The 22,562-nt window shown below is 55.6% G+C and carries 24 protein-coding genes and 1 tRNA gene; 12 read left to right on the top strand and 13 right to left on the bottom strand.

The window, feature by feature from the left end; all coding sequences use genetic code 11:
• Positions 1-4: 4 nt before the first annotated feature.
• Complete coding sequence (locus BM320_RS08430) at positions 5-1,051, bottom strand: FliG C-terminal domain-containing protein (RefSeq protein ID WP_242650976.1); 1,047 nt, start codon at positions 1,049-1,051, stop codon at positions 5-7.
• A 53-nt stretch (positions 1,052-1,104) separates the two neighbouring features.
• Positions 1,105-1,485, bottom strand: coding sequence for an autoinducer binding domain-containing protein (locus BM320_RS08425; RefSeq protein WP_242651030.1), 381 nt, complete (start codon positions 1,483-1,485; stop codon positions 1,105-1,107).
• A 243-nt stretch (positions 1,486-1,728) separates the two neighbouring features.
• On the opposite strand from BM320_RS08425, the gene BM320_RS08420 reads away from it, so the two are divergent.
• Complete coding sequence (locus tag BM320_RS08420; protein WP_090198881.1) at positions 1,729-2,337, top strand: helix-turn-helix transcriptional regulator; 609 nt, start codon at positions 1,729-1,731, stop codon at positions 2,335-2,337.
• A 125-nt stretch (positions 2,338-2,462) separates the two neighbouring features.
• Entirely contained in the window at positions 2,463-3,134 is a 672-nt protein-coding gene (locus tag BM320_RS08415) for an acyl-homoserine-lactone synthase (protein ID WP_090198876.1), read from the top strand.
• Positions 3,135-3,182: 48 nt separating this feature from the next.
• Here BM320_RS08415 and purB read toward each other — a convergent pair whose 3' ends face one another.
• Both purB and BM320_RS08405 read right to left on the bottom strand, forming a co-directional pair.
• On the bottom strand, positions 3,183-4,490 hold the full coding sequence (gene purB / locus BM320_RS08410) for an adenylosuccinate lyase (RefSeq protein WP_090198873.1): 1,308 nt from the start codon (positions 4,488-4,490) through the stop codon (positions 3,183-3,185).
• A 269-nt stretch (positions 4,491-4,759) separates the two neighbouring features.
• A complete protein-coding gene (locus tag BM320_RS08405; protein ID WP_090198870.1) occupies positions 4,760-5,278 on the bottom strand; it encodes an acyloxyacyl hydrolase in 519 nt (172 codons plus the stop codon).
• 435 nt (positions 5,279-5,713) lie between these two features.
• Between BM320_RS08405 and BM320_RS08400 the strand changes: the two genes are divergently transcribed.
• Entirely contained in the window at positions 5,714-6,580 is an 867-nt protein-coding gene (locus BM320_RS08400) for an endonuclease/exonuclease/phosphatase family protein (protein ID WP_165615010.1), read from the top strand.
• 59 nt (positions 6,581-6,639) lie between these two features.
• Here BM320_RS08400 and glnA read toward each other — a convergent pair whose 3' ends face one another.
• Both glnA and BM320_RS08390 read right to left on the bottom strand, forming a co-directional pair.
• The gene (gene glnA / locus BM320_RS08395; protein WP_090198864.1) at positions 6,640-8,046 is read right to left on the bottom strand and encodes a type I glutamate--ammonia ligase; all 1,407 of its coding nucleotides are present in this window, start codon (positions 8,044-8,046) and stop codon (positions 6,640-6,642) included.
• 63 nt (positions 8,047-8,109) lie between these two features.
• The gene (locus BM320_RS08390) at positions 8,110-8,448 is read right to left on the bottom strand and encodes a P-II family nitrogen regulator (RefSeq protein ID WP_090198861.1); all 339 of its coding nucleotides are present in this window, start codon (positions 8,446-8,448) and stop codon (positions 8,110-8,112) included.
• A gap of 171 nt (positions 8,449-8,619) precedes the next feature.
• Here BM320_RS08390 and BM320_RS08385 point away from each other — a divergent pair, with 171 nt between their 5' ends.
• The 4 genes from BM320_RS08385 to BM320_RS08370 all read left to right on the top strand — a co-directional run bounded on the left by BM320_RS08385 (position 8,620) and on the right by BM320_RS08370 (position 12,398).
• Entirely contained in the window at positions 8,620-10,206 is a 1,587-nt protein-coding gene (locus BM320_RS08385; protein WP_090198859.1) for an NAD(P)H-hydrate dehydratase, read from the top strand.
• A 119-nt stretch (positions 10,207-10,325) separates the two neighbouring features.
• A tRNA-Leu gene (locus BM320_RS08380) sits at positions 10,326-10,410 on the top strand.
• A 21-nt stretch (positions 10,411-10,431) separates the two neighbouring features.
• Positions 10,432-11,763, top strand: coding sequence for a trigger factor (tig, locus tag BM320_RS08375; RefSeq protein WP_090198856.1), 1,332 nt, complete (start codon positions 10,432-10,434; stop codon positions 11,761-11,763).
• Between the two features lie 158 nt (positions 11,764-11,921).
• Positions 11,922-12,398, top strand: a complete 477-nt coding sequence (locus BM320_RS08370; RefSeq protein WP_090200486.1) for a hypothetical protein — start codon at positions 11,922-11,924, stop codon at positions 12,396-12,398.
• Positions 12,399-12,454: 56 nt separating this feature from the next.
• Here the strand turns inward: BM320_RS08370 and BM320_RS08365 are convergent, their stop codons facing one another.
• The 4 genes from BM320_RS08365 to rpsF form a co-directional block, all read right to left on the bottom strand.
• Positions 12,455-14,413 carry a bifunctional 2',3'-cyclic-nucleotide 2'-phosphodiesterase/3'-nucleotidase gene (locus BM320_RS08365; RefSeq protein WP_090198853.1) on the bottom strand — a complete coding sequence of 653 codons (1,959 nt, stop codon included), beginning with the start codon at positions 14,411-14,413 and terminating at the stop codon, positions 12,455-12,457.
• Between the two features lie 159 nt (positions 14,414-14,572).
• The gene (rplI, locus tag BM320_RS08360; RefSeq protein ID WP_090198850.1) at positions 14,573-15,178 is read right to left on the bottom strand and encodes a 50S ribosomal protein L9; all 606 of its coding nucleotides are present in this window, start codon (positions 15,176-15,178) and stop codon (positions 14,573-14,575) included.
• A gap of 12 nt (positions 15,179-15,190) precedes the next feature.
• Positions 15,191-15,418 (bottom strand): 30S ribosomal protein S18, encoded by a 228-nt coding sequence (gene rpsR / locus BM320_RS08355; protein ID WP_045996359.1) that lies wholly within the window; start codon positions 15,416-15,418, stop codon positions 15,191-15,193.
• A 26-nt stretch (positions 15,419-15,444) separates the two neighbouring features.
• On the bottom strand, positions 15,445-15,798 hold the full coding sequence (gene rpsF / locus BM320_RS08350; RefSeq protein WP_090198847.1) for a 30S ribosomal protein S6: 354 nt from the start codon (positions 15,796-15,798) through the stop codon (positions 15,445-15,447).
• A gap of 309 nt (positions 15,799-16,107) precedes the next feature.
• Here rpsF and BM320_RS08345 point away from each other — a divergent pair, with 309 nt between their 5' ends.
• Positions 16,108-16,641: a hypothetical protein gene (locus tag BM320_RS08345; protein ID WP_090200484.1), complete on the top strand. Its 534-nt coding sequence runs from the start codon at positions 16,108-16,110 to the stop codon at positions 16,639-16,641.
• 110 nt (positions 16,642-16,751) lie between these two features.
• Complete coding sequence (locus BM320_RS08340; RefSeq protein WP_090198845.1) at positions 16,752-17,327, top strand: YceI family protein; 576 nt, start codon at positions 16,752-16,754, stop codon at positions 17,325-17,327.
• A gap of 56 nt (positions 17,328-17,383) precedes the next feature.
• Here the strand turns inward: BM320_RS08340 and BM320_RS08335 are convergent, their stop codons facing one another.
• Positions 17,384-18,562 (bottom strand): cytochrome b/b6 domain-containing protein, encoded by a 1,179-nt coding sequence (locus BM320_RS08335; RefSeq protein ID WP_090198842.1) that lies wholly within the window; start codon positions 18,560-18,562, stop codon positions 17,384-17,386.
• Positions 18,563-18,739: 177 nt separating this feature from the next.
• On the opposite strand from BM320_RS08335, the gene fabD reads away from it, so the two are divergent.
• The 3 genes from fabD (at position 18,740) to BM320_RS08320 (ending at position 20,853) form a co-directional block, all read left to right on the top strand.
• Positions 18,740-19,678 (top strand): ACP S-malonyltransferase, encoded by a 939-nt coding sequence (gene fabD / locus BM320_RS08330; RefSeq protein ID WP_090198839.1) that lies wholly within the window; start codon positions 18,740-18,742, stop codon positions 19,676-19,678.
• Positions 19,679-19,688: 10 nt separating this feature from the next.
• Complete coding sequence (gene fabG, locus BM320_RS08325; RefSeq protein ID WP_090200482.1) at positions 19,689-20,426, top strand: 3-oxoacyl-[acyl-carrier-protein] reductase; 738 nt, start codon at positions 19,689-19,691, stop codon at positions 20,424-20,426.
• A gap of 193 nt (positions 20,427-20,619) precedes the next feature.
• Complete coding sequence (locus BM320_RS08320) at positions 20,620-20,853, top strand: acyl carrier protein (protein ID WP_045996352.1); 234 nt, start codon at positions 20,620-20,622, stop codon at positions 20,851-20,853.
• Between the two features lie 62 nt (positions 20,854-20,915).
• On the opposite strand, the gene BM320_RS08315 is transcribed toward BM320_RS08320, so the two are convergent.
• Both BM320_RS08315 and BM320_RS08310 read right to left on the bottom strand, forming a co-directional pair.
• Positions 20,916-21,752, bottom strand: a complete 837-nt coding sequence (locus BM320_RS08315; protein ID WP_165615009.1) for a PilZ domain-containing protein — start codon at positions 21,750-21,752, stop codon at positions 20,916-20,918.
• Positions 21,753-21,829: 77 nt separating this feature from the next.
• Positions 21,830-22,435, bottom strand: coding sequence for a hypothetical protein (locus tag BM320_RS08310; protein WP_131802352.1), 606 nt, complete (start codon positions 22,433-22,435; stop codon positions 21,830-21,832).
• Positions 22,436-22,562: the final 127 nt, after the last annotated feature.

Below are 22,562 nucleotides of genomic sequence, written 5' to 3'. Positions count from 1 at the left end.
CGCGCTATTCGTCTTTGTCCTCCTCCTCCTCGTCCGGATCGATCAGGGTGATGACCCCGCTTTCGGCCATTTCGCGGATGGCTGTTGTGATGGCGGACATAGCTGCCTCTGCCTCGGATTTTTTGATGGTTCCCATTTCCTCGGCATCTTCACGCAGTTGTCCGGCCATACGCTGCGACAGGCTGCCAAGAATAAATTCTGCGGAATCGACCATTGCCTGTTCACCGGCAAGTCCAGCGGCAATCGCGCGGGTTAGCACCTCTGCATCGACTGCGCGGATACAATTGGGAATATCGGTCGGTTTGACCCGCGGCGCGATGTCCTTGAAGGTGAAAATGGCCTTGCGCACGTCGTTGGCAAATGCGGGATCTGCTTCACCAAGTGATGCCAGTACGTCTTCGCGGGTATCGGTGACGGTTGAATTCAAAATGGCACCAAGGCGCTGCACGGGCGGTTTTTCAAAGGCGATTTTGGCGGGTTGCCCGTATTCTTTCGCCAAAGATGCCCCGATCCGGTGCACAGTATCGGGGGATATTTCGGACGTTAGCGCCATTGCATAGGTAATCCTGCGCGCGCGTTCGCCAGGTGTTTGCGTCAAGATTTCTGCAGCTTTACCGACTTGTAGCTTGGACAGCGCAACAGCGCAGATTTCGATGCTTTCGCGGGTCATGATGTCAACAAGCCGCGCGGTCGGAAGATCCGCGATCACATGCCAATGATCGCCATTGCGCACTTTTGCGGTTTGCGCGCGCAACCTTGCGGCCAAATCAGGGCTTAGGTGATCCGATAGTGCGGCAATGGCACCGTCGCGCGTGCCAGGTGCGCAAAGCCCGATGGATTCAAGCTGTGCGGTGAATTCTGCCGCGACGCCGGCAACTGTATCACGATCAACAAGTTTGATTGCGCCCAGTTCATCGGTCAACACTTCCTGAAGCGATTCGGGCAGTTGGGACAACGATAGGTTGCTGCCGCCGCTGATCATCATCTGGACAATCATTGCGGCCTTGCGTCGACGCGAAAGCGCCGGAGAATCAGATGTGTCAAAGTGCATGCTCATCCCCGCAATCTAGCCTGCTGGGGTAAACGAAAGGTTAGAAGCCGCCCCTAGGACCCCGGGTGCGTGAACAGGATCGACATGTTCTTAAGTTCTTGCACGGTTTCGGGTGAAAGCCGCGCCTGATCCGCGGTGGATTTGTGGAGATAGTTGATTTTGTTCGAAATATCGTCAATTTCGCTGTCCGAGAATTCACGATCCGCCCGCGCAAAGCCGCATATGCTAAGGCTATCGTCGGCTTTGATGGCGTAAACAACGCCGTAGGGCATGCCGAATTCGGCCGCTTTTTTCATCACGCCACCCGGATCGTCGAGGTCCGACCAACGGCAGGCGCCCGTGTTTTCAAAGCCCCATGCAACCATCGGGTCTGCCATAATAAGACCATTTTGTGAGTAATAATCGAGCCACGCTTTTGGATAGGATTGGAACATAAATTTTGGCGTTGTGAACGCGATATGAAAACCCAATGCATAACCTGCGGGTGCACATTCGCTGAGCTGTTCTAAGACTTCGCTAATCTCGAATTGTGTTTGCGACATTGCTTTACTCGCTTTCCGGTTGCCATGGGCTGCGTTTTCGCAATACTACTGTTCGAAGCACCGCGTTTTTGCATTGTACAGATATCAGTGGATTAACAACAAGGCCTTAAAAATATCGGGGCTTAAGGAATCAGAATGTCGACACTGATGGGACCAGACGAAATCGAGCAGCTCGCGCCGTCTGGACATTATATTGCACTGCGGATCGGCTTTGCCTTTCCGATGGAGGAAGTAAATGCATTTCCGCCAGAGTGGGTGCAACATTATACAACCCAGAGGTTTATGCTGTTCGATCCGGCAGTGCGGTGGGCCTATAGCAATACAGGCACATGCCGCTGGAGCGAAATCCCGATTGACGACCCCAAACGCATCATTGCCCAGGCAAAGACATTCGGCATGGCCTACGGTGTAACAATTTCCGTATTTGACGGGAATGTTGATGCGCAGCGTTCGTTTGCATCGTTTACCCGCAGCGACCGCGAGTATACCGATCTTGAGATGAAATTGCTGAAAGCCTTGCTGGTGCGGCGCCACAATGAAACCGCACCGCCAACCAATCTGACCCGCGCCGAGCTGGAGGCATTGGGCATGGTCAAGGATGGTAAACGGCTCAAGGAGATCGCCTTTGAGTTGAGCGTCAGCGAAGGTGCGGTGAAGCAACGCCTGAAAAACGCAAAATTGAAACTGGGTGCAAAAACCGGCACGCAGGCTGCGGCACTTGCGAACCAGTACGGGCTAATCTAGACCCATTGGTCGTTTTTTCATTACTTATGTAAAATTTAACGCTAATTTGCTTAAGTCACAGTTTATGTGACAATTAGCAGGTGTAATTTGGCGTTGAGATCGCTTTTCGGTAGAGAGAAATCACCATGGAAAATATTTCGTTTAGTTTTGCCCAGCTGCATCAGCACGGCACCGCATTTTATGAGTTCCTTGCACTTCGCAAGCAGTTTTTTGTTGACCAGCTTGGCTGGGATATCCCGCATGACGATAACGTCGAGATGGATCAATATGACAATCCCAACGCCCATTATTCGCTTGTTTTGCGCGACGGCAAGGTGATCGGCGGCATGCGCGCCATGTCCACAACGGCGCAATGGGGGTCGCATACCTATATGCTGGGTGATGCGGTTGCCGGTAAATTGATTGGCATTCCCAAGGATATTATCAATGTCGCGACAGTTACGCCCAACGTCTGGGAAGCAACCCGCGTTGTCATTTCAGACGAGGTCACGACACAGGCCGAGCGGTCCGAATGTCTTGGGCTTGTGCTGGACGGGGTGGTGGCGCAAACCAAGGCCCATGGCGGCACCGAAATTATCGCACTTTGCCCGCCGGTTTTTGCGCGCACCTTGCGCCAGCTTGGCTATGAGGTGGATTTGATCGGCGATCCCTATGTGAATTGCCACGATCAACGGCGCTATGTCGCAATGAGCATGCCCGCCAAGCCCCGTCGCCAAAAGCCGATTGCAGCAGTCGCCGCGCCAAAGGCAACCGGTGCTGCGGCTGTGGCTGCGCTTCATGCGCCGTCGGTTGTCTAGCAGGGGAATGCGGTCGGCCCGTGTTTGCGCAGGGCCGACCGCATGTGTTTAGCTGTCGCCAAAGACACGTGCAAAGATCGTTTCGACGTGTTTGGTGTGATAGCCAAGGTCGAATTTTTCCTTGATTTCGTCGGCTGAAAGCGCCGCCAGCACATCGGCGTCACCCAAAAGCTCGGTTTGGAAATCCTTGCCCTGCTCCCAGACTTTCATCGCGTTGCGCTGGACCAGCTTATAGGCGTCCTCGCGGCTGACGCCGGCTTGGGTCAGGGCCAAAAGAACGCGCTGTGACATCACCAGCCCGCGGAATTTATTCATGTTGGCCAGCATGTTGTCAGGGTAGATCACCAGTTTCTCAATCACGCCCGCCAGGCGGTGCAGCGCAAAATCAAGCGTCACTGTGGTATCGGGCCCGATTGCACGTTCAACGGATGAATGGCTGATGTCACGTTCATGCCAAAGTGTCACGTTTTCCATCGCGGGTACAACGGACATGCGCACCAGGCGCGCAAGGCCAGTCAGGTTTTCGGTCAGCACGGGGTTGCGTTTATGCGGCATCGCGGACGATCCCTTTTGACCCTTCGAGAAAAATTCTTCGGCTTCAAGCACTTCAGTGCGCTGCATATGGCGGACTTCGGTGGCGATGTTTTCTATAGATGATGCGATCACACCCAGCGTGGCAAAGAACATCGCGTGACGGTCGCGCGGGATAACTTGTGTGCTGATCGGTTCCGGTGACAGACCGAGTTTTTCACAGACGTATTCTTCGACCGATGGGTCGATATTGGCGAAAGTACCGACTGCACCTGAAATAGCACCGGTTGCGATTTCTGCACGGGCAGCGACCAGACGGGCACGACCACGGTCCATTTCGGCGTAGAACCGTGCGAATGTCAGCCCCATCGTGGTGGGTTCGGCGTGGATACCGTGGCTGCGGCCAATGCGGATCGTGTCTTTATGTTCATGCGCGCGGGTTTTGAGCGCGGCCAAAACACGGTCCATGCCTGCAATCAAAATGTCAGTGGCGCGGACAAGTTGCACGTTGAATGTTGTGTCAAGCACGTCGGAAGATGTCATGCCTTGATGCACAAAGCGCGCCTCGGTCGATCCGATATGTTCGGCCAGATGGGTCAGGAATGCGATAACGTCGTGTTTGGTCACGGCTTCGATTTCGTCGATGCGGGCCACGTCAAATTCCACGTCCTTGGCTTTCCAGACTGCGGCGGCGCTCTCGGCGGGGATCACGCCAATCGCGGCTTGTGCGTCGCAGGCATAGGCCTCGATCTCGTACCATATTTTGAATTTGGTGGCGGGCTCCCAGATGGCGGTCATTTCTGGGCGGGAATAGCGTGGAATCATGGGGGGCACCTTTCTTGGGGTGAGCAGCAATATTCCCCTGCGTCATAAGGGGCAGGGGGCAAAGGCTCAAGTGGAAGTGTGTCACGTTCCGCATCAATGGCACGATGCCGCGAAATTTCACTCATTCACTGAAGGGTCGCACGACGCGATATTGGCCCATACCCGACTTTCAGTAAATCTTGGTTATGTGCTGCTATGCGGGACGTCTTCGCCAATTACGCGTTTTTCGACAATGTCGGCAGCCAACCAAAAGCAGCCATTGGATGGCTCTAACCGTTCCAGTTCGTCGTCCAACGGATGGCGAGTGTCTCGCGGCTCGGGCTGTCATCGAAAAAATCTGCATTAGACATGCTGTCGTAGATGATCGTTAGGTTACTGCCGTTGTCAAACGTATATCCAACACCAAGTGCCGCTCGAATTTGCAGAGTCCCGTCAAGATCAGCGCCGTCACCTTGCCTGTACAAACCAGGCATCAGTGAGGTTTCGATGAACAATGGGGAGTCGTAGACGTACTGGCTGCTCCATTTCCCGCCAATCCCGAACCATGCAGCCCCATCAGCTGTGAGCGATAGGCCATAAGTGGGGCGAGACGGGCCGCGACGACGATGGCTGTCGTAACCAAGGTAGAACTCATTCGCATTCTGAAATTCATCAGAATGCAGTTGTCCCAGCTGATAAAATATCTGTGGTTCCAGCTTTTCGGTTTTCAGGCAACCGTTGGGGCAATCATTCAACGTCATATCTGTCAAACTCGTCAGCAGCCAGATCAGACCAAGTGTACTGTCCATGTTGTCATCCTATTATCTGTGCCCGTGGGAGTCTCTCGAATTTCGTATTAAGGTTAGATGAAACTAAGACACAAATCTGCCTGCAAAAGCGCGGCTCAACAAAATGCCTTGAGCAATCTCCCCAAGAAACGGCTTTTGAACTTTCAACTTACATCTTGTGCGACCGCAACACAAAGGCAAGGTACAGCGCGCCAGTCGCCGCAACAATGGTCATTTTCCTCTTTGCTTCCGTTAGCTGCGCAAAGCGCGAAAGTCAGGTTCTCGGTGCTTGCAAAGTTGGTAACGGAAGGCTCGGAGCAAACGATTGCTCAAACGCAAGGCGGATTTAAATCCACCCTACCTGTGGGATCTGCGCAAACTTTGCACAGATGCTTGTCATATCCTGATGTCGCTGCACGCTATGGATGGCAGGTGATGCAAGAGAAGGGGACGCGCATGCTATGGTTTCGAAGACTGGGCGCATTGGCTTTGCTTGCAGCCTGCGCGGGCGTGGCGCTGGGTTTTGCGGGCAGACTGCATCCGCTGGGCGACAGCCTGTCGCTGCTGCGTATGCCGCTGGGGGTGGTCTGCTGTCTTTATCTGGGGTTTCGCCTGTCCGCGGTCTTGCGTTTTTTTGCCTTGGTTGCTGCTTGTGCGGCCTTTGCAACGACGGTGCCTGCGATGATTGGCGCACCCGAGGGTGGCGCGTTGACGGTCTATTCCAAGAACCTGCTGTACCGCAATGATGCTTTGGCTGTGCTTGCGGCCGATATTCGTGCCAGCGGCGCGGATGTTGTCACATTGCAAGAGGTCTCGCACCGCAATGACGCGATCTTGAAGCTGCTGGCGGCTGGATACCCCTACCAGCACCTGTGCCGCTTTTCCGGCTGGAGCGGCGTTGCTGTGCTGTCAAAGACGGCTTTCACCGCGCCAGCCCGCTGTTCTGCGCAGCGCGGCGTTGCAGCAGCACAGATCGAAAACGGCGGGCAGCGGTTGTGGGTGGCTTCGGTGCATTTGCCGTGGCCCTATCCCTATGATCACGCGGGCGCCGCTGATGCGGCTGTCGCGTTGATCGCGCAGCTGGACGGGCCGGTCGTGCTGGGCGGGGATTTCAATATCTTTCCCTGGGCGGCTTCTGCCCGCCGTATCCGGCAGGCGGCGGGCAGTGTTCTGGCCCGCCCCCTGCGCCCGACTTATTCACTTTACGGGGTGCCCCTGTTTCTGGATCACGTTGCCGCGCCCGGTGGCGGGCATGTGGTTTACCGTGATCTGCTCGGGTCTGATCACCGCGGGGTTTTGGCGACCGTCCGGCTTGCGCGCTAGCCAATGCAAAAAAGGCACCGCTTGCGCGATGCCTTTTCCAAATTCGCAACTGCCGGAAATTAGCAGCTGTAGTACATTTTGTATTCGATCGGGTGTGGTGTGTGCTCGTAGGCGTACACTTCTTCCCATTTCAGTTCCATGTAGCCTTCGAGTTGTTCTTTGGTGAACACGTCACCTTGGATCAAGAAGTCATGGTCTGCTTCGAGGGCTTCAAGCGCTTCGCGCAGTGACCCACAAACAGTTGGGATACCTGCCAGTTCTTCTGGTGGCAGATCGTAAAGATCCTTGTCAGAAGAGGGGCCTGGATCGATCTTGTTCTTGATGCCGTCAAGGCCGGCCATCAGAAGTGCTGCAAAGCACAGGTATGGGTTTGCGGACGGATCGGGGAAACGTGCCTCGACGCGCTTTGCTTTCGGGTTTTCGGCCCAAGGAATACGCACACAACCAGACCGGTTAGACGCAGAATAGGCGCGCAGAACAGGGGCTTCAAAGCCAGGGATCAGGCGTTTGTAGCTGTTTGTGGAGGGGTTGGTGATCGCGTTCAGCGCTTTGGCGTGCTTGAGGATACCACCGATGAAATACAGCGCTTCTTGTGACAGGTCCGCGTATTTGTCGCCTGCGAACAGTGGCTTGCCGTCTTTGAAGATCGACATGTTCACGTGCATACCGGTGCCGTTGTCGCCAGAGATTGGCTTTGGCATGAATGTCGCTGATTTGCCGTAGGCTTGGGCGACGTTGTGCACAACGTATTTGTATTTCTGGATTTCGTCCGCTTGGTGTGTAAGCGTGCCGAAAATCAGGCCAAGCTCGTGCTGGCAAGACGCCACTTCGTGGTGGTGCTTGTCAACTTTCATGCCCATGCGCTTCATGGTGGACAGCATTTCGGAACGCATTTCTTGTGCGTCGTCGATCGGGTTCACAGGGAAATAGCCGCCCTTGATACCTGGACGGTGGCCTGTGTTGCCCATTTCATATTCGGTGTCGGAATTCCAAGCACCGTCAATCGCGTCAACCTGATAGGACACTTTGTTCATGGAAACCTGGAAGCGCACGTCGTCAAAGACAAAGAATTCTGCTTCTGGGCCAAAATATGCGGCGTCGCCGATACCGGTAGATTTCAGGTATTCTTCGGCTTTGGCTGCTGTGCCGCGCGGGTCGCGGTCATAGGGTTCCATTGTGTCGGGCTCGACCACGTCACAGTGGATACAGATTGTTTTTTCCGCATAGAACGGATCAACATAGGCGCTGCTGGCCTTTGGCATCAGTTTCATGTCGGATTTGTCGATTGATTTCCAACCGGCGATGGATGAACCGTCGAACATAAAGCCTTCTTCAAGGAAGTCTTCGTCAACCAGATCAGAAACCACAGTTACGTGTTGCAGTTTGCCGCGTGGATCAGTGAAGCGGATATCGACATAGTCGGCCTCTTCGTCTTTGATCAGCTTAAGGAAAGCTTTGTTGTCCATAGTTGGTGCCTTTCTGAGTATCTTGTCGTGGTGTTGCGTGCCGCAGCAGGCTGCGGCGTGGAATTAAAGCGCTTCGTCGCCGGATTCGCCGGTGCGGATGCGGATGGCTTGCTCGATTGTCGAGACGAAGATTTTGCCGTCGCCGATCTTGTCGGTCTTGGCAGCGCCGACGATGGCCTCAACAGCGGCGTCGACCTGATCATCGGCAAGGACGATCTCGATTTTCACCTTTGGCAGGAAGTCGACCACATATTCTGCACCGCGGTACAATTCTGTGTGACCCTTCTGGCGGCCAAAGCCTTTGACCTCGACCACGGAAAGACCTTGCACGCCCACGTCTTGCAGTGCTTCTTTCACTTCGTCGAGTTTGAATGGTTTAATGATCGCTTCGATCTTTTTCATAGGCTGCGACTCCCCTAACGGTGTTTCAAGCTGGTCAGAACATTTCTGTTGCATCGGGACAATTCGTGGCGAACGATAAGGGCATATGCAATGGGGTAAAGCGCCACATGTGATTAAAAATTGTGCAACTGTCCCGATTTTTGAGCGAAATATAAACTGGATGCCTATTTGATGACCGAAGTTTTAACCGCTGCCCAAATGCGCGCCATCGAGACCGCGGCGATTGCGAGTGGCGATGTCACCGGTCTTGAACTGATGGAACGCGCAGGGCGCGGGGTGGTTTCTGCCATTTTTGAAGAATGGCCGGAACTGGCGCCGTCATGGGGGCCAGCCCCCAAACCCCCGGAGTATTTTTTGCAAGATGATGAGAAGGGCAAGCATAGGGCGGTCGTGCTGTGTGGGCCGGGCAATAACGGCGGTGACGGATTTGTTGTGGCGCGCTTGTTGTTTGCGGCAGGCTGGGATGTTGAGGTGTTTTTGTATGGCGATGCTGATAAGCTGCCGCCGGATGCAAAGGCGAATTATGCGCGGTGGTTGGAATTGGGTCGCGTGTGCGCAATGTCGGCTTGCACATCGGAACGCTGGGTCGGGCAGCCGCTTGTAATTGACGCCGTGTTTGGAATTGGTGCGTGCCGTCCGCTGCCTGACACCGTACGAAATGTGCTTATGGCAACTGTGAACTGTCCGCGCATCGCGATTGATGTGCCGAGCATGCTGTCCAGCGACACAGGCATGATGCTATCGCCAATGTGGGGTGGTGTTGGCGCAGCGCGTCTGACGGTTACCTTTCACACACGAAAGCCGGGCCATTTACTGGAAGCGGGGCCTGAAAATTGCGGCAAACTGCGGGTCGTTGATATCGGGCTCGGGCGATTTGCAGTGGCGCATCAGGCGCATGTGCGGCTGGCGCAATGTCATACAATTGGTGCTTTGGGGAAGGGGAATGGCCATAAATACTCTCACGGTCACGCATTCATCCTTTCTGGCGGCATCGCCAAAGGTGGCGCTGCGCGGCTCGCGGCGCGCGGGGCTTTGCGGATTGGTGCGGGGGCTGTCACGGTTGGCTGTCCTGAGGCTGCGTTGGTGGAGAATGCGACGCAGTTGAATGCTGTGATGTTGACCTCTGTGGATGATGCGGCCGCGTTTGAGGGGATTCTGGAGGATGCGCGGATCAACGCGCTTTGCATCGGGCCGGGATTAGGACTGGGCGCGCGGGAGGCGGCGCTGGTTGGCACTGTGTTGGAAAGCGGACGTGCGGCGGTGTTGGATGCGGATGCTTTGACATTGCTTGCGCGCGATGCAGGGCTTTTTGCCAAGCTGCATAAATCTTGTGTCCTGACTCCACATGCGGGCGAATTCGCGCGGCTGTTTCCGGATATTGCCGACAGGCTGAACGCGCCCGCGACAAAGGGCCCCGCCTATTCCAAAGTGGACGCCGCGCGCGAGGCGGCCAAGCGGGCAGGCTGCGTTGTTTTATTCAAAGGGCCGGACACGGTAATTTCCGACCCAAAGGGGCGCTGCAGTATCAATGCGTCTGTCTACGCGCGTGCAGCGCCTTGGCTGGCGACGGCCGGATCGGGGGATGTGTTGGCGGGGTTCATTACCGGGCTTTTGGCGCGCGGGTTTGCGCCCCAACAGGCTGCGGAATCAGGGGCATGGTTGCATACGGAATGCGCCCTGAAATTCGGCCCCGGTCTGATCGCCGAAGACCTGCCCGAGCAATTGCCCGCGGTTCTGCGCGCGCTTGAAGCAAGCTGATCCGAAGTTTCTGCGCAATCGCATCAAGAAAGCGCATTTTTCCTCTCGCATCCGGTGGAAGGCTTTGCTAGACAGCGCCCAACCATGGGGCAGGCCTAACAGACTGCCCCTTTAATCATGCGGGTGTGGCGGAATTGGTAGACGCACCAGATTTAGGTTCTGGCGCCGCGAGGCGTGGGGGTTCGAGTCCCTTCACCCGCACCATAAGTTTATGAAGGACAGCACATGCAGGTTACTGAGACCCTGAACGAAGGCCTCAAGCGCGGCTATGCGATCACCGTGACCGCGGCCGATCTGGACGCGAAGGTTGAAGAAAAGCTGAAAGAAGCGCAGCCAACCGTTGAAATGAAGGGCTTTCGCAAGGGTAAAGTACCGATGGCACTTCTGCGCAAGCAGTTTGGCCAGCGCGTCATGGGCGAAGCGATGCAAGAAGCCATCGACGGCGCAATGAGCAAGCACCTTGAAGAATCAGGTGACCGTCCTGCGGCGCAGCCGGAAATGAAAATGGCTGATCCCGATTGGAAAGAAGGCGACGACGTGAAAGTCGAAGTTTCCTACGAGAAACTGCCGGAAATCGCTGACACGGATTTTTCTGCCATCAAGCTTGAGCGCATGGTCGTCAAAGCGGATGAAGATTCGGTGAAAGAAGCGCTTGATAACCTTGCCGCGTCACCGCAGGCCGTTACTTACGAGCCAAAGAAAACCCAAGCCAAGAAAGACGACCAGGTCGTGTTGGATTTCGTTGGTAAGGTTGACGGCGTTGCCTTTGAAGGTGGCGCTGCCGAAGATTACCCGCTGGTGATCGGTTCCAACTCATTCATCCCCGGTTTCGAAGATGGCCTGCTCAAGGTCAAAGCGGGCGAAGAAAAAGACATCGAAGTGACCTTCCCCGAAGATTACCAAGCGGAAAATCTTGCGGGCAAAAAGGCAGTTTTCACCTGCACCATCAAAGAAGTCAAAGCGCCAAAAGCGCCCGCACTTGATGACGAGCTGGCAAAGAAATTCGGCGCCGAAGATCTGGCCGGTTTGAAAGCCCAAATCACAGAGCGTCTGGAAGCAGAATACACCGGCGCGTCACGCGCGGTTGCCAAACGCGCCTTGCTGGATGCCTTGGACGCAGCCGTTTCATTCGAGCTGCCGGAATCATTGGTTACCGCCGAGGCAAACCAGATCGCGCATCAGCTATGGCATGAAGAAAACCCCGATGTGCAAGGCCATGATCACCCTGCCATCGAAGCCACTGACGAGCACAAGAAACTGGCCGAGCGCCGCGTGAAACTGGGCCTGTTGCTGGCTGACATCGGTCAAAAGGCCGAAGTCAAAGTCACCGATCAGGAAATGACCCAAGCGATCATGAACCAGGCGCGCCAATACCCGGGTCAGGAACGTCAGTTCTTTGAATTCGTGCAGCAAAACGCGCAGTTCCGTCAGCAGCTTCAGGCGCCGATGTTTGAAGATAAGGTCGTTGACCACATCTTTGAAAAGGCCGCTGTGACCGACAAAGAGGTCAGCAAAGACGATCTGCAGGCTGCGGTTGAGAAGCTCGAAGAAGAGTAAACGACCAAACGATATTTTATGAAAAGGCGTCCCATCGGGGCGCCTTTTTATTTGACGCAGTGCGCATTATTTTGCCACTGTATTGTCATACGCCTACCGCAAGTGGGCCGTTATATTTAACGACCATAATTGTGATAGCTTACCTTTGGGAGATAATGATGAAATCTATTTTGATGACTGCGGCAGCGATGCTGGGCTTTGCCTCGGCTGCGGTTGCCTGCCCTAACTTTAATGCGACACCTGCGGCCTCTTATCAGGCGACAGGTCAGCAGCTTTACCAAGAGCGCACGTTTGACGTGATCGCGGGCGGTGAAAACTATATTTGGAACTGTTCAAACGTGCGTCCGGGCACAGATACAGGTGCCGGATATTTCACCACCGCACCTGATTTCTCGTTTCAGGTTTCCGGCATGGGCCGTTATCAGTTGGTAATCAGCATGATCAGCGAATGCGATTCTGCGCTGCTGATCAACACATCTTCGGCCAATTGGTATTACGATGATGACGATAACGGCAATCTTGATCCGCGTATCGTTCTGACGCGTCCGGCGGATGGCCGGATTGATATCTGGGCAGGGACCTATGACGGCGAATATTGCAATGCGCGCCTGTCAATGGAAACATTTGATCGCTAAGCCGATCTGACAGTAAAGAAAGGCCCGGTATCCACGCGGATGCCGGGCCTTTTGCGTTATAGCGCGATGCGGAACAGGGCAAAGCCCGTGTCGCTATTGCCCGCAGGGGTGATATCCATGCCCGCGACGCTATCTGCATATTGCGCGCCCGCAGGACCGGATTCAAAGATCACCGTGGTGCCCGCCATAGGCGCAAATGACCAGTTGGCATCGGCGCGGGGGCTGACTGTGCCTTGGTCGACGATATAGCGCACAATCACGTCGCGGTTGGTGTCGGGCCCTTCAAAGATCACGGTAGAGCCGTCCGCACCAGGGAAAGAACCACCGCCGGATGCGCGGTAGTTATTGGTCGCGACGATGAATTCCTGGGCCGGATCAATCGGTGCGCCGTTGAAGGACAGGTTCACAATCCGGTTGGTGTCTGCGTTGATCACCGCGCCTTCGCGGTCGAACATCGCGGGTTGTGACAGGTCAATCTGATATGTCACCCCGTCCATCACATCAAAGTTATAGCTGGGGAAGTCAGGGTTCAGCAGCACCGCATCGGATGATCCCGGCGTGATCTGGTTGAACATGCCCGCAGAGCGTTCCAGCCAAAGTTTTACCTGCGCCCCGGTGATTTTCACCGCGCGGACGGTGTTGGGGTAAAGGTAAAGATCGGCGACGTTTTTGATCGCGACATCACCCACAGGCACATCGGTGAAATATTCAGGGCCACCGCGTCCGCCTGCTTTGAACGGGGCTGCGGCTGATAGGATCGGCAGACCTGCGTAGGCGGTGCCGACCATTTGGTCGGCGATGTACCATGTCTGCGCATTGGATACGATCTGCACCGATGGATCATCCGCGACCAGCGCAAAATAGCTGTGCAGCGGCGCATCGGTTTTACCCACGGCGGTACGCACATAGGACAAGGTTTCATCATGGATGTCCTGGATGGATGCAAGCACCGGCGCGTAATCCGCGACCAGTGGGGTGATGCTGCGGTCTTCTTCGCGGCGCGAAATGGGGCGGGCTTCGGATGTGTGCGACAGCACGCGCCAGCCGTTGCCGTCACGTTCCAGCAGCAGATCAACCAGACCCATATGGCTGCCCCAGAACCCGCCCATCACGCCGGGTTTGCCGTTGATCGTGCCAGCGGTAACATCAACGCCCGCCCAATCGTCATAGTTCGATGACGGGAATACAAGGTGGCTGTGCCCCGTCAGGATCGCGTCGATCCCGTCCACACCCGCCAATGGGATTGCCGCGTTTTCCATCCCGTCAGATTCATTAGCCTCGCCGATGCCCGAATGGCAAAGCGCGACAATGATATCGGCGCCTTGTTCTTTCATTTGCGGCACATAGGCGCGGGCGGTAGCGACGATATCACGGGCCTGCACATTCCCTTCGAGATGCTTGCGGTCCCAGTTCATAATTTGCGGCGGCACAAAGCCGATCAGCCCGATCTTGATCGGATGGGCCGCACCTGTGCCGTCGGTCAGGGTGCGCTCAAGAATGGTGTAAGGCGGCAGCAATGTCGTGTCTTGCGTTGGGGTTGCGCCCATTTCCTTAATGACGTTTGCGGACACAACCGGAAATGCAGCCCCTGCGACCGACTTCATCAAGAATGGCACGCCATAGTTGAATTCATGATTGCCCAATGTAGATGCATCATAGCCCAGCGTGTTCATTGCCGTAATAACAGGGTGCATGTCGCCTTCGGCCATACCACGTTCATAGGCGATGTAATCGCCCATCGGGTTCCCTTGAAGGAAATCACCATTGTCGAGCAAAAGCGAGTTGGTCGATTCCGCGCGCACCCCTTCGATGATGGATGCGGTCCGCGCGAGGCCGACCGTATCAACGGCCTTATCGGCGTAATAATCATATGGGAACACATGCACGTGCAGATCGGTGGTTTCCATCAGGCGCAAATGCGCTTGGCCGGTGGCGGCGTTGACGGAAAACGGGTGCATGGCGATCAGCCCGGCAGAGCCTGCAAGAAAGTGACGACGGTTTAAGCGAAGTGTCATAAGATAATCCCCCGGATTTCTAGATGTGTGGTGATTAGACATCTGATGGGGATTCGTAACAAGGGTGTATACATCCGGAGCGGGAAGCGCGGATGGCCACGAAAAAGGCCGCCCCATTTCTGGCGCGGCCTTGATTCTTGCATAAGCAGGGACGAATTATTATTCGTCTTCGCTTGCTGCCGGTGCTTCGTCGTCACCGAATTCGTCAGCGGCAGAGCCGATGTCGTCAAACAGTTCCTGAATTTCGAATTCAGCGGCTGCTTCTTCTTCGGCGGCCAGTTCAGCGATAGATTTACCGGCTGCTTGCAGCTCGGCTTCTTCGGCGGAACGGGCGACGTTCAGGGTGACTGTTGCAGCAACTTCGGGGTGCAGGTTGACGGTAACGTCGTGCAGGCCCAGATCCTTGATTGTTGCAGACAGAACGACCTGTTTCTTGTCGACGGTGAAACCGGCAAGCGTTGCAGCTTCTGCGGCATCGCGTGTGGTCACAGAACCGTAAAGCGCGCCTGCGTCAGACGCAGAGCGGATAACGATGAAGGTTTCGCCATCCAGCTTTTCAGCCAGTGATTCTGCTTCTTTTTTGCTTTCAAGGTTGCGTGCTTCGAGCTGAGCTTTCTCGGCTTCGAAACGGGCAATGTTGGCAGCGTTGACGCGCAGTGCTTTGCCTTGTGGCAGCAGGTAGTTACGTGCGTAGCCTTCTTTGACAGAAACGACTTCGCCCATTTGACCCAGTTTGGCCACGCGCTCCAGTAGAATAATATCCATGTGTCGGTGTCCTTACTTGACTGCGTATGGCAGCAGGGCAAGGAAACGTGCGCGTTTGATCGCCTGGGCGAGCTTGCGCTGGTTCTTGGCACCAACAGCTGTGATACGGGCTGGAACGATTTTGCCGCGCTCGGAGATATAGCGCTGCAAAAGGCGAGTGTCTTTGTAGTCGATCTTTGGCGCGTTTTCGCCTTCAAACGGATCGGACTTACGACGACGGAAAAATGGTTTAGTAGCCATGATTGTGGTCCTTATCTAAGATCTGATTAGCGGCGCTCGCGGCGTTCGCCACGTTCTTCGCGTTTCTGCATCTGAACTGACGGGCCTTCTTCATGTGCGTCGACCTTGATGGTCAGCACACGCATGACGTCGTCATGCAGGCGCATCAGGCGTTCCATTTCCTGGATCGCAGGTGCAGGCGCATCGGTGCGCAGCAGGGCATAGTGGCCCTTGCGGTTCTTGTTGATCTTATAGGCCATCGTTTTGACGCCCCAGTATTCGCTTTCCAGCAACTTGCCTTCGTTGTCAGCAAGTACCGAACCGAAGTGTTCAATAAGGGCTTCTGCTTGCGAGTTGGAAAGATCCTGACGCGCAATCATGACATGCTCGTATAGCGGCATGCGTACTCCATTCATTTATCAGCGCATTTCAAAGTATGGGGCAGTGACCCTTTCTGCACCCCATCCACGAGAGACTGCGCAGTTCAAATTTACACAGAAAGGTTGCGGCCTTATACATGTCCTGAGCCATGATGCAAGCCGCATTGCCCAGTCTTTATTGCCTGAATGCGGGTCGGTCGCATTATTGTAACGCTGTGTGATTCTGGCCGCAATTGATGTGAATGATCGCAATTTTTTTCGCAAAAACAGTGTTCAAGCGGCGCCGCGAGCGGTAGCTTGGTGTCAGAACGCACAGACGGGCAAAATCGCATGACAGATAATACGCAGTTTTCGGTTGAAGATACGTTTTGGGGCTACCAGATCCGGTCGGGCACCAGCCCCGCACTTGGCGTGATCCTTGCGCAATCGGCTTCTTATTTTTTTGGCGCGTGCCTGATGATTTCCGCGGTCAGCATCACTATAGTGCCGCTTTTGTTTACGGGCGAGGGCGTGGGCACCATGCGCATTGTGGCTTCCGTTTTATTGGGGGCGGCAGCGTTCTATTTGCTGTGGTTTGCAAGCCGCGGGTCCCAAACAGAGATCCATGTCGACACAAGCGTCGGCGAAATCCGGCAGGTGATCAGCAACCGCGCGGGCAGGCCGACTACGGTGGGTGCATACGGGTTTGACACAATTGGCGGCGTTCACATCATTGACGGGCATGGCCCGATGTCGCTTTTGGTGCTGCAATATCGCGATACAGATCAACAGATTAGCGTTGCCGAAGGGTTAGAGGCGCAGCTGATTGCGCTGCGTGACCGGCTGGCACGGGATCTGATGGTCGGGGGTGGCACAAAGGCCTGATTGCGGCTTACGTGTATTGCCGAACACAATTTGTTTGGAATTGCTGAATTGCTTTGTGGGGCGATCGGGCTTCTGGTGTATGGGTAATTTCTCATTAATGGAGCCCCCCAATGATACGCACAACTTTTGCCACCGCAATTTTGATGGCCGCAGCAGCCCCCGCAGTTGCCGCCCCTGAAACCTATGTGCTTGATGCAAGCCATAGCCAGATCGTGTTTTCCTATGACCACCTTGGCTATTCGACCAGCCATGGCATGTTTTCTGGGTTTGAGGGCGAAATCGCCTTTGATCAGGAAGACCCCGCAGCATCCAGCGTTTCGGTATCTTTCCCCGTTCGCAGCATGATGACAGGCTGGGAAGCACGGTTCGAACACTTTATGTCCGGTGAATTCTTTGGCGCGGATTCCGATGAAATGGTGACTTTCACGTCGACCGGAATCGAGGTCACAGGCGATAACACGGCGCTGATTACTGGTGATCTGACTCTGAACGGTGTGACCAAATCGGTGGTGCTTGATACGGTGCTTAATCAGGCCGGCGATCACCCAATGGCGCAAAAGCCTTGGGCCGGTTTCACTGCGACAACCACCCTCGTGCGTTCTGAATTCGACGTCGGTGCCTTTGCCCCTTATGTTAGCGACGAAGTTTCGGTCGTGATCTCTGTCGAGGCAATGAAAGCCGAATAGGCCATAGCGCCAATGCAATTTTTGACCCGCGCCCGTGATCCGGGCGCGGGTTTTTTTTAGTTGCGTGTCGCGCGCAGGTTCACTGTAACCGCGACCGCAAACGCCAGATTGCTTTCATCCGCAACGCTTTGGCCGATTGCAAAATCACGGCGGTCAAGCGCCAGCGTTCCCGACATTTCTGCCGTGTCCCCATCAAGATCAAGCGCAAAAGGCAGGACCACGGGCAGGGTGATATCCTTGATCTGTAGCGAGCCTGTCGCCAGATAGTCTGGCCCGTCTGCCGTGATATCGGCGGTAAATGCCGCGGTGGGGAACGCGGCTGCATCAAAGAAATCGGCGCCCATGGCCTGACCGCTAACAGACCCCAAGTGCAGTGATCCGATAGCGATTGTCGTGGTGACACTGCCAAGCGTGCCGCTGGCGTTTTCGTCAAACTGGATCGCCGCAGTCCAATCGTCAAACTGCCCGCTGACAGGGTTGCCAAGCTGGGTAATGCTGATGCCAAGCGTGCCTTCGGTGACTTGCCATTCGGTCGCCACCTGCGCAAGCGATGCGCGGTTTTCCAGATCATTATGCGAGAACAGCCCCGCCAGTCCGGCCCCTGCTGCGGCAACCAGATAGATGGCAAGAGCGGCGATCGGGGCTGCGCGTTGGCGGTCCGGCGCTTGTGTCTCTGGCAAGGTCGGGTTGCCAAACCACATGCGGCGCAGCGTGGCGTCCTTGTCGATGATCTGGTGCTTCATCGCACCCGCGAAATGCAGCAATATTGATGCCACGAGAACTTTGCTCCAGACCCAATGCAGGCCCGAAAACACCGCGGCAATGCTTTCGTTTTTGGGGATAAACGGCAGGTTATCGCCAAACGGCAGCAGCAGCGGCGCAAACCCGTCAGTTGCCGCATGATGCAGCCAGCCCGACAGCGGCACCAGAACCAGCGATAGATAAAGCAGCCAGTGCACGATATGCGCGACCAGCGTTTCGACCTTGCGCTGCGGGTGCAGATCGCCCGGTTTTTCTTGGGTAAGCGCCCAGAGAATCCGTGCAAGTGCGACACAAAAGATGATCACGCCCAGCGATTTGTGCACTGAAAACAGCGGCACCTTTAGCGGCGCGTCCAAGGCCAGCCTGTTCGCCACAACCCCCAGCGGGATAACTGTCAGGATCAGCAGGGCGGTCAGCCAGTGAAAAATTTTGCTCACAGAGCCATAGGCGCTGTTTGAATTGGTGGCAGGCATCGCAATCTCCGGAATAATTTACCACAGGCTAGCAGGGCAAAGGATTCGCGCAAACTGCCGCGTATGTGTGCCTGTGCATGGGATTTGTGCGGTCACGATCACATGAGGGTTCGCTTGTGCGCTTGCGCGCCGCAGGGTAAGCCTAGGCGCAAACCGTGATCAAAAGGGAGAGGTCGCATGCGCGCATTCGTATTTCCGGGCCAAGGGGCACAGACAATCGGGATGGGAAAGGCATTGGCCGATGCCTATCCCGCCGCACGAGCCGTTTATGACGAGGTGGACGACGCCTTGGGCGAAAAACTGTCGCAGCTGATTTGGGAAGGCGATATTGCCGATCTGACGCTGACCGCAAATGCGCAGCCTGCGTTGATGGCCACCTCGCTTGCCGCGATGCGCGCGCTAGAGGCCGAAGGCGTTGCCATCACAGCGGCGCAATTTGTCGCTGGGCATTCACTGGGCGAATATTCCGCGCTTGCCGCTGCGGGCGCGATCAGCATTGCCGATACCGCACGCCTGTTGCGTCTGCGCGGCACCGCCATGCAAGAGGCAGTGCCGGTTGGCGTTGGCGCGATGGCCGCAATTCTGGGGCTTGATTTCGAAACCGTGGCCGCTGTTGCGGCCGAGGCTGCGCAAGGCGAAATCTGTCAGGCTGCCAATGACAATGATCCAGGGCAGGTGGTTGTTTCAGGGCATAAAGATGCCGTGGAACGCGCCACTGTCATTGCCAAGGAAAAAGGCGCCAAACGTGCATTGCTATTGCCGGTAAGCGCGCCGTTCCACTGTGCCCTGATGGCCCCCGCCGCTGAAGCAATGGCGAAGGCGCTGGACGGTGTCGCGATTGACGCGCCCACAGTGCCGCTTGTTGCCAATGTCGAAGCCAGCGCCGTGACCGACCCTGCAACGATTCGGTCGCTGCTTGTGGAACAGGTCACCGGATCTGTGCGCTGGCGCGAAAGTGTCAGCTATATGGCCGCGCAAGGGGTCACGGAAGTCTATGAAATTGGCGCTGGCAAGGCGCTATGTGGTATGGTCAAACGGATCGACCGCAGCCTGACAGCCGCGGCTGTTGGCACCCCTGATGATGTGGCCGCAGCCGTTGCCGCGTTGAATGCTTGAAGGAAAATATATGTTTGATTTGAATGGAAAAAATGTCCTGATTACAGGGGCTTCTGGCGGGATTGGCGGCGCGATTGCCAAGGCGCTTCATGCGGCTGGTGCAACTGTTGCGCTGTCTGGCACACGCGTTGCCCCGCTCGAGGCGCTGGCCGCCGAACTGGGCGACCGCGCGCATGTGCTGCCCTGTAACCTAAGCGATGCAGAGGCCGTCACAGCGCTGCCAAAACAGGCAGCGGATGCGATGGGATCGGTGGATATTCTGGTCAATAACGCAGGCATCACCCGCGACAATATTTTTATGCGCATGTCGGATGATGAATGGTCATCGGTGCTGGATGTGAACCTGACATCAACCATGCGCCTGTGCAAAGGCGTGATCCGTGGCATGATGAAATCGCGCTGGGGGCGGATTGTGAATATTTCATCCGTCGTGGGGGCCACCGGAAACCCTGGTCAGGCAAACTATGCGGCGTCAAAGGCCGGTGTTGTCGGCATGTCGAAATCCATCGCCTACGAGGTTGCCAGCCGCGGGATCACCGTGAACTGCGTGGCACCCGGGTTTATCACCACTGCAATGACCGATAAACTGACAGATGATCAAAAGGCAGGCATTCTGACGCAAGTTCCGGCAGGCCGCATGGGCAACGCAGACGAGATCGCAGCGGCAGTGCTGTATCTTTCTAGTCAAGAGGCCGCTTATGTGACCGGCACCACCTTGCATGTGAACGGCGGGATGGCCATGCTTTAATGATGGGCATGAAACCGTTTGCCTAAGCGGATTTCTCTGCTATAGGCCATCCAGATTTGCCGAAAAAGCGCATGTGACGTCACGTCGGATGTTTGTGGCGCAGATCGGTGAAACCCCGCGAGGGGAAAGATTAAGTCGGGCGCAAGCCCAAATTAGAACGGGCAACTGCCCAGAAAGACATGAGGAATTTGACATGAGCGACGTTGCAGACCGCGTACGCAAGATCGTAGTAGAGCATCTTGGTGTTGAAGAAGATAAAGTAACAGAAACAGCGTCTTTCATCGACGATCTGGGCGCAGACAGCCTTGATACAGTTGAGCTGGTTATGGCTTTTGAAGAAGAATTCGGGATTGAAATCCCTGATGATGCGGCCGAAACGATCCAGACATTTGGTGACGCGGTTAAATTCATCAACGGCGCGCAATAAGCCCATTGGTCTGATTGATCTAGAACGGCGTCCGTTTCGGGCGCCGTTTTTTGTTGGACCGGCTATGTCTTTGGTGCGCGCACAAGTTTGAGAACCTCGCGTGTGTTCATCGGGTGGCTGAACAGGATCCCGCTGTAATTCGGGTTCGCCCATTGGATGGTTCCGGCGGTCCATGTGTCCAGAATACGCACCTTGACCTTGGCGCCGATTGTCAGCGGATGCATCGGGTCATGGCGCAGTTTCACGCCTGCGGCGCTCACATCAAGAAGAACGCCGTCAAATGTGCTGTTCATCGCCTCATAGCTGGTGGGGTAGTGGATACGGTGCCGTTTTTCGCGCCGATGCTTGCGCGCCCGCAAATGGAACCCCGTGAAAACTGTCAAGAAAACACCGATCAGCGCGGCAAGCACACCCAATATCCGGCGCAGGTTCAGGCTGAAGTTTAGCGCAACGCCAGACAGGTTTGATCCGGTTTCATCGGCGGGCAGATCCGGGGTCGCATTTGGCGGCGCATCACAGCGCAGATAGGGCAGCCGTGCGGCGACCGCGTGCAGATTGTCGGCAACTGCGCGGGTTCTTAAATGCGCGCGCGCAACAACCGCATCGCCGCGCAGATATATGCGTATGAAAACTGCGGTATTGTCCACAAAGGTTTCAAACGCGGCCAGATTGGCAGGCCCGACCGCATCGGTCAGATCCAGATCCGCAACCAGCGCCAGTTCGCGTTGCAAGAACAAAATGTCGGCAGCAAGATCGGGGCTGTCGTCGCCCCGCGCCAGACGCTGTTCAACGCTGTGCATACTATCAAGAACAGCGATCACAAGACAGTTCGCGCGCGCGGACTGCGTGCCAAGCAAAAGCAAAAGAACAGCAAAATAAATGCGTAAACCACGGGCCATCGTCATTCCCATTTTGGGTGGGCCAACGATAAGCGGCAGTGCGTTAAGAAACGATAAAGCAAGCCGCGTATGGCGGATCAATCGCGTTTTGCCTGCCTTATCCGCGTATTTTCCGGTTGCCGCAGGTACGACCAGACCAGAAGGCAAAGCGCGATCACCAGCACAATTGCGATATTGCGCATGCTAAACGCCGCCGTCACAAAGGCGCGCGCGACCAGCAGATCAATATCAATCTGGTCCGAGACGACGATCGGCAGCTTTTCGGCGCTGGCAATCTGCGCCTCGGTGCAGCGCATTGAATTCAGGTAAGTGCCGACTGTTGCCATATTTTCTAGGACCTGCGGATTTTGTAGATGCCGCATGGCAGTATTCGGTTCGTCGATACTGACCTCAAGCGTGAGCTTTTTCGCGTAGTAGATAAAATAGAGAAGCGCCGCCCCTTTTTCGGACATCGGGTTTGCGCCGATTCCTTCTGTGATGGAAGACCCGCTTAGCTGGCGGGCCTGACTGGTGAGATAGCGAATCTCGGAGATGAAAAGTGGCGAATTGGGGTTGTGCAGCAGGCGTGTTTCGACGCTGTGCAGATTGTCGATTGTATTGATCACCGCGCAATTTGCGCAGGCCCGACCGGCAAAGCAGGTCAGCAAAAGTAAAACGATGTATTGCCGAAGTCGTGCGTTCATCTGCGCCAGCCTGTTCATACGCTGCATTTATCGCTTTTGATCTGTTAATTTGCGGTGAAGATTCGCGCGGTAACCACCTGAATCTCTGCGCGCACTTGCCCCGACCTGACAGGCTGGGTTATCACTG

This window comes from Yoonia tamlensis, from assembly GCF_900115105.1.
GTDB lineage: Bacteria > Pseudomonadota > Alphaproteobacteria > Rhodobacterales > Rhodobacteraceae > Yoonia > Yoonia tamlensis.
The sequence above is the reverse complement of the archived record's forward strand: the minus strand, read 5'-3'. Positions and strand labels throughout refer to the sequence as shown.